This window comes from Flavitalea sp. (assembly GCF_035489435.1).
Lineage (GTDB): Bacteria > Bacteroidota > Bacteroidia > Chitinophagales > Chitinophagaceae > DATHKG01.
The window spans coordinates 1-10,874 of the sequence record NZ_DATHKG010000025.1; the positions used below are offsets into that span (position 1 = coordinate 1).

General features: G+C 42.5%; 7 protein-coding genes. 5 read left to right on the plus strand and 2 right to left on the minus strand.

Annotated elements, in window-relative coordinates; all coding sequences use genetic code 11:
- Positions 1-259: 259 nt before the first annotated feature.
- The 5 genes from VK664_RS04445 to VK664_RS04465 all read left to right on the plus strand — a co-directional run bounded on the left by VK664_RS04445 (position 260) and on the right by VK664_RS04465 (position 7,934).
- Positions 260-2,149 carry a tail fiber domain-containing protein gene (locus VK664_RS04445; protein WP_461397408.1) on the plus strand — a complete coding sequence of 630 codons (1,890 nt, stop codon included), beginning with the start codon at positions 260-262 and terminating at the stop codon, positions 2,147-2,149.
- Positions 2,150-2,599: 450 nt separating this feature from the next.
- A complete protein-coding gene (locus VK664_RS04450; protein ID WP_461397409.1) occupies positions 2,600-4,090 on the plus strand; it encodes an alpha/beta hydrolase in 1,491 nt (496 codons plus the stop codon).
- A 2-nt stretch (positions 4,091-4,092) separates the two neighbouring features.
- Positions 4,093-5,106: a caspase family protein gene (locus VK664_RS04455; RefSeq protein WP_461397410.1), complete on the plus strand. Its 1,014-nt coding sequence runs from the start codon at positions 4,093-4,095 to the stop codon at positions 5,104-5,106.
- Complete coding sequence (locus tag VK664_RS04460; RefSeq protein ID WP_461397411.1) at positions 5,093-7,330, plus strand: hypothetical protein; 2,238 nt, start codon at positions 5,093-5,095, stop codon at positions 7,328-7,330. The genes VK664_RS04455 and VK664_RS04460 overlap by 14 nt, the downstream gene beginning before the upstream one ends.
- Before the next feature lie 415 nt (positions 7,331-7,745).
- Positions 7,746-7,934, plus strand: coding sequence for a hypothetical protein (locus tag VK664_RS04465; protein ID WP_461397412.1), 189 nt, complete (start codon positions 7,746-7,748; stop codon positions 7,932-7,934).
- 84 nt (positions 7,935-8,018) lie between these two features.
- Here the strand turns inward: VK664_RS04465 and VK664_RS04470 are convergent, their stop codons facing one another.
- Positions 8,019-8,237 carry a hypothetical protein gene (locus tag VK664_RS04470; RefSeq protein ID WP_461397413.1) on the minus strand — a complete coding sequence of 73 codons (219 nt, stop codon included), beginning with the start codon at positions 8,235-8,237 and terminating at the stop codon, positions 8,019-8,021.
- A gap of 316 nt (positions 8,238-8,553) precedes the next feature.
- Positions 8,554-10,874, minus strand: a 2,321-nt coding sequence (locus VK664_RS04475; protein WP_461397414.1) for an FG-GAP-like repeat-containing protein, incomplete at its 5' end; no start/stop codon positions are given.

Sequence of the window (10,874 nt, forward strand, 5' to 3'; positions counted from 1 at the left end):
CTAATGGAACATTTGCCAATCTCGGTGCCGCCGCTTTCTGGTGGAGTACTACGCAAAGTACTGCCAGTAATGCATGGTACTATGAAGCCGACCAGGAAGCAGAAGAGTTATCCAGTAGTACATATAGTAAGAAATTAGGTATCTCAGTACGTTGTGTTAAAGACTAAATTTTTAGCTTTTTTGCAATACTGTCTTTGGCTCAACTCTCAGAATCGCAATAGGTCAAATTCACTTTAATTCCCAATGCAAATTAATGATCATGAAAATAGTCAAATTTTGTTTTGCAGGTTTAGCAATTTTATTTTGTTTGATTTATTCAGACAATGCTTTTTCACAGGTAGGAATTGGTACACCCAGTCCTAACTCCAGTGCAATGCTTGACATCAGCGCCATTTCCAAAGGTTTACTTATTCCCAGGATGACCAGCGGACAACGTACGGCTATTACCTTACCTGCAACAGGGTTGCTGGTTTATCAAACTGATGACCCAAAAGGATTTTATTATAATTCCGGTACACCTGGCCTGCCGGATTGGGTTGCTGTTGCTAATTCAACGACAGTAGTTGGCGTGTGGACCCCTTCTGGTAATGACATTTATAATTCGAATACCGGTAATGTGGGGATAGGCACCATTACCCCAATACAAAAATTAGATATTGTAGGTGATATTAATATTCCCTTGGATAACAGCTATAGAATCAATAACATGAAAGTTCTTTCGATAAAAGGAAATCAAAATGCCTTTGTGGGATCAAATGCAGGTACGTCAAATGTGGGGACACAGAATTCAGGCTTTGGGGAGGCGGCGCTTTATGCTAATACAATTGGAAATTATAACTCCGGTTTTGGCCGGTCAGCTTTAGCGTTCAATACCGAGGGTAATGAAAATTGTGCTTTTGGCGTGCAGGCACTTCAAAATAATTCCACAGCAAGCAACAATAGTGCTTTTGGTTTTAATGCCCTTAGAGTTAATACAACAGGGACCCGCAATGTAGCCATAGGGGCATACACTATGTCTATAAATAATGCAAATGATAATACCGCGGTTGGTTATTCAGCATTATCAGCTATTACAACGGGTACATCCAATACAGCGGTAGGAAGCCAGGCGCTGCTGGTTAATAACAGCGGCACAAACAATACAGCAATGGGCTTTCAATCGCTTAAAAATTCTTCAACCAATGACAATACAGCCTTTGGCTATATAGCACTTTCCGAAAACACCAACACATCAAAAAATACAGCGATAGGAAGCAGGGCGCTTGGCTATCAAACTATAACAGGAGGAGGTGAGAATACTGCGGTCGGGTACTTAGCGCTGGCAAACAATACCACAGGCGCGGATAATACCGCAGTTGGCAACCAGGCTTTACTTTCCTTTGGTGGTTCACAAACAGGCAACAGGAATACCGCGATCGGGCATTCTGCACTTTTTGTAAATACATCAGGTGAGTATAATGTTGCTGTTGGATATGAAGCGCTCAAAAATTTTACTTTTTCAGGCAATACCACCGGCAATGGAAATGTAGGAGTTGGCTGGAGGGCGCTTGGTAGTAATACAGTTGGCAACTATAATACCGGTATTGGCCATAATGTAGATGTGGGTTCAAATAGCCTGACAAACGCAACAGCAATTGGATATACTGCTAATGTTGATGCAAGCAGCAAGGTCAGAATTGGGAATGGAAGTGTTAATTCCATCGGCGGCCAGGTCGGATGGTCAAGTTTTTCAGATGAAAGGATTAAAAAAAACGTTCTTGAAGATGTAAAAGGGATCGAATTTATACGGCTGTTAAAACCAATAACCTTCCAGTACGATATCAAAAAACAAGACGAATTAACAGGCAGGAAAAATTCAGAAGATTTTAAGGGTAAATATGACATTGAGCAAATACGGTTTAGTGGATTTATGGCACAGGATGTTGAAAGATCTGCGCTTAAGGCAGGATATAATTTCAGTGGCATTGACAAATCCGGAAAAATCCTCAGCCTGAGATACAGCGAGTTCGTAGTGCCAATTGTAAAAGCGATCCAGGAGCAACAAATTATTATTGAGAATTACCAATCAGAAAATAAGCAATTAAAGGAGATGATTAGTGATATAAAGAAAGAAATTGAAGATTTGAAGAAATTGATTTTAATAAAATAATATTTTTAGCCAGCACAGTAATCTTTGTCAAACAAAGGGATCGCATTAACCTTCTTTCTGCCAGCAGCCGGGAGTTAGAAAACTCAAAACCAAACCATCCCCGTCAGAGACCAGGACGAGAATGGTCATGCCTGTCATTTAATCATGTAAATCACAGTTCAGACAACAGCCGGGTCAAAGACCCAAAACCAACCCATCCTCGTCAGAGACGAGGACGGGGATGAGAATGGTCATGGCTATCACTTAATCATATAAATCACAGTTCAGACAATGTGCCAGGTACCCGTTTTTTCTGGTATTAAACAGGGTGTTTACACGCTACGTGGTCTGGCAGGGAATTACCACTTTGTGGTATAGTTTAAGACAGAAATTTTTTTTATTTTGGGATGCTCTCTCTATGAATTCCAGTCAGTGTCTGTATGAAAGCCGCTCACCCGATAAAACACTCATATGCCGGATCTAACAGCAATTGATTACATCAATGTTGGCAAAGACGGAACCTTTGCTCATTCAGGAAGCTCCAGTACAACCCCTCAACAGGTGGAAGAAATATTTGAACACCTTAAACAAAATGATACTGAAAAACTGGTCATCTATTTTCATGGTGGACTGGTATCTGAAAAAACCGGTATGGAGGCAGCCACCACCATGGTTACCCATTTTACAAAAACTTCCGATAAACGGCATACTGTGAGTTTTGTCTGGGAAACAGGCCCCAAAGAGATCATCATGCAGAACTGGCAACACATCCTGGATAAGACCGGGTCATCGTTTTTCCAGGATGCGATGAAGTTCGTTATCAAGATCGCCGCCAAAAAACTGGGGATCAAAGACGGGAAAGGCGGGGATGGCGGAGACTATATCAGCGATGGCACCATCGAAGCTGAAAAATATAAACAATTTCCCTTTGAAGAACTGGACAAAGAAATGGATGGCAAGGGAGGCCCTGAAGCGTTTTCCGAAGGACCCTATGCGGAAATGGAATTTCTTGCAGATCTTGAAAAGGAAAGCCAGCTTCTTATAAGCAACGACGCCAGCGAAGCGTTCAAGCATACCACAACTGATGACGATCCTGCACTGACAAAAGAACTGGAGCCAACGGACGACGGCACTGCAAAGAGTGGCGGATGGTTTACCATCGCGAAATTGGTGGCCCAGGTGGCATTTAAGGTTTTAAAAAGGTATTACCACAAAACGCACCACGACTTTTACCCGACCGTAATGGAAGAAACTTTCCGGAAACTTTATATCGGCAGTATTGGTACCTGGGGATGGAGCCGCATTAAAGAAAAGGCGGAGAATATGTTTGCAGGTAACACGGGCCTTAGCGGTGTAAACCTGCGTGCAGGAAGCTATTTCCTGGAACTGTTGCAACAGCATTATAAGGAGCGGAACGCTGCAGGAAAAAAAATGGAGATCCATCTCATCGGGCACAGTGCAGGTTCCATCGTTATCTGTGTAATGCTAAAGGAAGTAATGGAAAGATATAAAGACCTTCGTTTTGAAAACGTTTTCTTCCTGGCCCCCGCCTGCCGTACAGACCTGTTTATTAAGAATTGTCTCCCTGCGAAAGATGCCGGGCATTTTAAGAAGTTCAAGCTTTTTACCATGAAGACCGAGAATGAGAAAAAAGACCATTGCATACCCTATGTATATACGCATTCGCTGCTCTATATGGTATCCGGGTTGTTTGAAACAGATGCAGAAGGGAACGGTGAAACCGACGCAAAGATCCTGGGACTGAACGAGCAGTTCAAAGCAGAAGGCCGGTATGCCAACTTCGAGGAGCTGAAGACGGTGAACAGGTTTCTTTATTCCAACTATATGGTGTTATCCGATGATAACCTCAATGAAGACCTGAGCCTGAGATCCACCGCCCTCAAACACGGCGATTTTGATAATGACATAACAACACTCACCTCTATGTTAAATTCAATATAGTTATGAACTATGCATTGGCAATAGGAATTAGTCATTATCAAAAAAGGCCGCTGGAAGGCGCTGCGGAAGATGCAGAGCAATTTTCAGACTGGTTGAAAAAGCACCAGCTGGTGGATGATACCAGGATCAAAGTGCTTACCTCAACAGATAAGAACAAGCTTGCCATGCAGGAAGATATTGACCTGGCGATCCTGGAAATTCTTAAAGACGCCGCGATACATAAAGAGGAGAAGAACAGGTTCTACTTTTATTTTTCGGGCCACGGTATAGGTGTCACCTATCACAATACCGGCCTTTGCCTGAGGCTATGGCAAAGCGACCTTCCCAATTTTAATATCTCCAGCCGTGCTTACCAGGAAAGTCTTATCAATAAAGGATTATTCGATGAGATCCTCATTTTCCTGGATTGCTGCAGGGATTACGACCTGCTGATAGAACCGAAAAGTCCAAATTTTAGTACGGCTTATGTGGGACAAAGGGATACGAATGTGTTGATCTGCTACTCGACCGTTTTCGGGAAAAAAAGTTATGAGATAGCCCGCGTTGCAGACACAGAACTAACTGAAGACGCCAGTAAGAAGCGGGGCGCTTTTACCTCTTTCCTGCTGGATGGACTTCGGGGTGATGCAGACATTGACGGTGATGGATTTATTTCGGGTGAAGACCTGACCACCCACATCAAGGATAATTTTAAGTCTTACGCACTTAAACACGGAAAGGACCAGGATGCGGATGTGATGGTGAGCGCGGGAGGTCTCAGGATCAACATCTGTAAGGTAGAGAAAAACGAGCGGGCCTATAATTACAGCATAACTTTCCGGCGCAGATCAAATATCAGTCTCTATGATGGAGACAATGTGCCCGTTGAAAACGGCGTAGGCATTAACGTGGTGGAAGGACAAACATTGGATATACAGTTACCAAAAGGATTGATAAAGATCGTGGATAACGTTTCAAAGGAGGAGAAATATTTCACCAACTACAATTTAAATACACTTACTCTTGAGCAGTTCTGACACATACAACGTTCGCGTAAGTTTTCATGAACAGGTCTTTGGGATGAGGTTACAGCTCATCAATGGTAACCTGGAAACCGTTCATGATGAGATCAATCACTTCCTGGAACTTCGTTTGCCCGGGGGGATCTACCAGTTGAAAATATTCTATCTCGATTACTACCAGGAAGAGTTCTTCTCGGTGAATGCAGATATGAATTTGTTGCTGGATTTTAATTACCCGCTTACCATACCCGTCCTCGGCTTTAGAACTACACACGAATACTATTCAGAAGATGCAGTACATTATAGCCTGGTTTGTACAGAAAATGATCAGCCCGGCCCTAATTTCCTGTTTTTTGCAGCCCTTCGCGATATGGACAAGCCATCTGCAGAAACACCAGGGCAATGGCTAAAGAGCTATAGTATTTTTAATATCGACAGGACGAAGGAAATTCAATTCACAGAAAAGAATACAACCTTTGAAGATGCGGTTGGAAAAGTTTATTTCTCCACGTTCCTGGAGCCCGGACTTTACTTCCTGTCTTATGACAACAAAGAACATTCCCGGATATTCCCTTTATATATTTTTGATGATTACCAGACACAATTCTTTATTAGGTATGATCTTCAGCCTGATTTTAAGAACTGCCGGTTCTTCTTCTCGAAGGAAAAAAACTTTAGTGAAACAGGGGTTGAATATTTCGTTCTTGAAAAGATACTATATGCTTTTGCTAATTTTAAACACTTTGACCTGATAACCAGTGAGGATATTAATGTGATCAGGCATCATCCTTACCTTGTTACGCTGGTGAATATCCTGTTTTCAACTTTAAATAAAGATACGCCCGGTGAAGCGCATAAGCCTCCTCTTGTTTCCCCCGTTCAGGATAATGAGCAGTTGGAACTGCCGGACATTCATTTTTGCGGAACAAAGGACGCATACAGTTTATCCGATACGCCCCCGCTTTTATCTTTTATCATGGCCAGGCATACACGCCAGCTTGGTACCGCAACGATGACTTTTAAGCCGGCATCCATCCTGGACCAGATCGTTGATAATATTAAATGCGATCTTTTCTGGAATAATTTTTCCAGGATCGATAAGCCCGGTAGCTGGGAAAATATATATATGCCGGTTCTTCAAAAAATGGATGAACCCAGGAACATTTTCGCCCGTGCGTTCCGGACCGCAAAGAATGCGATCACAAACTACCAGGATCCAAAAGTTGCTGAGAACCTGGGCCTGCTTCTTGGTAACACAAAAATGGAAGAAGGACATTTGAACTCATTCAATGACACGCTTGGCAAAATAAAGGGTGTTTCGGATATGTCTAAAACATTCGGGTTACCCCTTACAACTATTCTCAGGCACTATGATACATACCACAGTTATTATGTTGAGATCACTGAGCCGGGTTCTTCCGGAACGAACCCGGGATCCCGCAGGATCAGGGTGATCATCATATCGGGAACATTGGCGCTATTGGCTGTTGGCGCTTTTTTCAAATTTTCCGGTTCCGATGATTCACTCACGTCAACAACCACTGAAATTGCAGCCAACATCACAACCTCCGGAAAAGAAACTATGCCCGCGGACGATATGTTGAGATTCAAACCTGATGAGGAAATAACTAATGCAAAGCGATCGGCTGATACAACTGTGAAATTGAAAATTTCTCCACGACCAAAAAAAATAACGGTCCCGGCAATTGGTCCGCCAGATGATATAGTAAAAGCAAACATCCCTGTCGATAACCAGGATAATGACAAAACGGTTGGCGTGATAGCCAGCGCCCCGCCGTCGTCACAACAGGAACTTAAGGATACACTCGCCAGGTTTGAGTACCTGGTAAAACTGCTCGACGCCAACAATTCACTTAACGTGCAATTAAGGAACGACAGCAGCAACCGGTACCAAAATACTAAAAAGCTATGGGAAATAAATTCATTGCTGCTTGATGTGGTTAAAACAGAAGGTAGCTACCTCATGCCTAACCTCACGGAATCGGAAGTAATGACCATGCAAAATTATTTTGAGAACTGGCAGAATGCCCTCGAACCGGAGCAACCATCGAACCGGGCATCGGCGCAGGCATCAAGGGAAAAAACCATGATGAAAAGAAAAAGTGCTGTAAGGCCTGTAATTCGTATTAAGCCAGGCCATCTTACTCCTCTTCCCCCAAAGCTCAGGGAAAGGATTGACAATGCGTACGAAGAGTTAAAAAGGAAGGTGCAGGATTGAATTTTTTATCGATAAAGTTTATTTAATAGACGGTACCGGAATATGTTTGCAATTATTAAAGAATATCTTCCTTTCTTCCTGCTACCTTGTTTTCTTTTCTTATAGTTTTTTTCATAAAACTTATTTTTGTTTTTTATAATAACGGGATTTATTTTTCACTGTTTTAAATCCATGCAGCCGTTTCAGGTGTAAAGATTAACGCATTGACCGGGCTTAAGATTCAGTGTGTACTAAATTTGTAGTTATGGCAAAAGCAGTAAAAAAAAATCAGCTAAAGAGGCATCTGACCTATTCCATAAGATAATGAAAGCATCTGTATCGGGTAATCCAAAGCCTAAAAAGAAAGCATTAAAGAAGAAATAGCTAACTCGGGGAAATGCCATTTAAAAAGCTTAAATTGTAGTAACAATCAAGCATGGACAACATACAAAATCTAACCGAGGCAGAGTTATTGGACAGGCTTGTTGCTTATACTTCAGAATATACCCAAGATACTAAAGGGTTAAATGGAAATCACCAACTATATAAATTGCATATTACTCAGGTTCTTGATGAATTAGAAAGGCGTGAAAATGCTGTTAAGAAGACAGAAACCACTCTTTAAACTATTAAGTCCTATTTGAACCTAAACTGTAAAGAGCCTTCATTAAGAGGGCTCTTTTTATTATTATATGTTTTTTGGAGAACCCTATTCTGCGGTTCTCGTAGCTGTATCTTCATCTTGAAATACTTCCTTATAGTCTTCCCGACTTTTTAATTCTGTTGTTATAAGTTCAATATGCTTTTCTACTATTTTCTTATTACGGTCATTCCCTACCGTCTTACATAAGTCCATGTAGTACTCTGTATCCTTTATTAGCATTTCAACTAACTCGCTTGATGCAATACGTGTTAAATCCTGTTGCATTTTGCAAAATTACAAACCAAATTATTTCAGTGTGTTGTTGAGAACCACATTTTTTTGTCATAAAAAGGTCAAGAAATAAAACTCATTGAAAATCAATGCTTTTTTGCTCCGTGGTCTAACTGCCATGTAGTTACCTATCAAGACAAAAGAACAATAATTAGCTGCGCAGCAATGATATGTTACTGGTTCGTAAAGACAGGAACCACGGTATGGGAAATCATACCCATCATTGAATCATTTAAATCAAAGTTCAGACAACAGCCGGGTCAAAGACCCGGAACCAGTGCATCCCCGTCAGAGACGGGGACGAGAATCTTTATTGCTTCACAAACTGCAGCACCTGCTTATCATCCCCGCTTTGTAAACCCAGCCAGTACTGCCCTGCCGGCAGGTCTCTTACCGGTATTGTTATTGTTTGATTTGATGCGGGAAGCTTATTGAATTGTTTTACAACCTGCCCTGCTGTATTTATGACCTGCACATTCATTTTATCATAAACGGAGTTAAGCTGCAATTGCAAAACATCTGTTGCTGGGTTTGGAAATACCAGGATATCCATTGCGCCATTATTTTGCAATTGCTGAATATTACTGTATTCTGTTTGTCCCGTGATGCCTTTGATCTTTAAACGATAGAACTGCTTTTTGCTGTTTGCATTATTATCAATGAAACTATAATATTGTTTACCTGTTGTATTTTTTGCTGCAATGCTCCCGATAGTATAAAAATTAAAGCCATCCATGCTTTTTTCAATATCAAAACAACAGATGCCCGATTCCTTATCGGTAGTAAAATTAATTTTAGCTGTTTTACCCTTTTGCTGCCATGCGGCATCGAAAGAAATTAATTCAATGGGTAAGGCGCCAAGACTGTTGGCGTCAATAACTGCTGATACATTGCGCCATGGGCCATATACCTGGCCGGTGATGGCGGTGGCAGGGTTGTATTTTACCCTTGCCCTTAGTTTGGTGTACCTGCCGCTGCCCAAAAGCTTGTTGATAATATTTTTTAATTCAACACCGGCCAATCCAAGATCAGTGTAAGCGCCCTGCTGCGAAGTAAAGAATGTGCTGTTGGTAATTGGACTACCGCTGTAGGCATTATAATTGAGCCTTGTTTCCCAAACCATTTTTCCTTTATTCCTTCCTAAGAAAGATTTTGCAAAAAGCCCTGCGCCAAAATTACCCATAACAAAATTGCTGCTGTTGATGGGCGTTGTAAGATCGGAATTGTACATGCGGAGATTGTTGCGCTTGTTAAAAGTGAATTCATTGCCGTTATAAAGAAAGGCCCTGCCTTCATCTGTATTAGCGTCATCATATCCCGGTGCACCAATAATTATATCGCTGTACCCATCTCCATTTATATCTCCTGCTGAAGCTACGCTATAGCCAAACATGGCATTGGGCTGATCCGCAACATCTTGCATATTATTTGGCGTGCCGGATAATCCGGTGGTAGAACCATAGTAAACAAAGGCACGCCCTTCATTTGTATTAACCCCGTCATCGTAACCATCTGCGCCAATTATAACATCGGCGTATCCATCTCCATTAACGTCTCCTGCTGATGCGACACTATGTCCAAACCATGCCTCAACCTGGTTGGCAGCATCCAGTACACTGTTCGGGCTGACAGATAAACCGGCTGCCGAGCCATGATAAACAAAAGCACGTCCTTCATCTGTATTGACTCCATCATTATATGCAAGAGCTCCGATGATCACATCGCTGAAGCCATCACCATTTACATCCCCCGCAGAAGATACGCTCAGTCCAAAATAACTATCTGCCTGGTCGGCATCATCAGGTGTATTGTTAGGGTTAGCGGACAAACCTGCCGCCGAACCATGATAAACAAAAGCACGCCCTTCATTTGCATTTCCCCCGTCAGTGTAGGTGTCAGCACCAATGATCACATCAGCATAGCCGTCCCCGTTCACATCACCCGCACAAGCTACGCTACTGCCGAGCCGGGCGAATGCTTGGTCTGCATCATCAGGCGTACTGTTTGGGTTAGCCGATAAACCGGTTGCGGAGCCGTGATAAACAAAAGCACGGCCTTCCGATGTGTTTGCACCATCATTGAAACCCTGTGCGCCAATGATCACATCGCTGTAGCCATCACCATTCACATCACCGGCAGAGGCAACACTCGCTCCAAAACCCGACTGCAGTTGATTTGCATCATCAGGCGTACTATTAGGGCTGGCAGATAAACCTGCGGCAGAACCATGATAAACAAAAGCACGGCCTACGTCTGTATTAATACCATCGTCATATGAATCAGCGCCAACAATCACATCAGCATAGCCGTCGCCATTTATGTCTCCGGCACAAGCTACGCTGCGGCCAAATAAAGCTCCAAACTGGTCTGCGTCATCAAGGATACTATTTGGGGTAGCAGATAATCCTGTTAAAGACCCATGATAAACAAAGGCCCTGCCTTCTTCAACATTTGCACCTTCAGTAAAATTCATAGCACCAATGACCACATCGCTGTAGCCATCACCGTTCACATCTCCGGCAGAAGCAACACTTATTCCAAAACTGGTCTGAAAATCATCAGCATCATCGGGAGTGCTGTTAGGTGTGGCAGATAATCCGGCAGCTGAGCCGTGATAAACAAAAGCCGCAC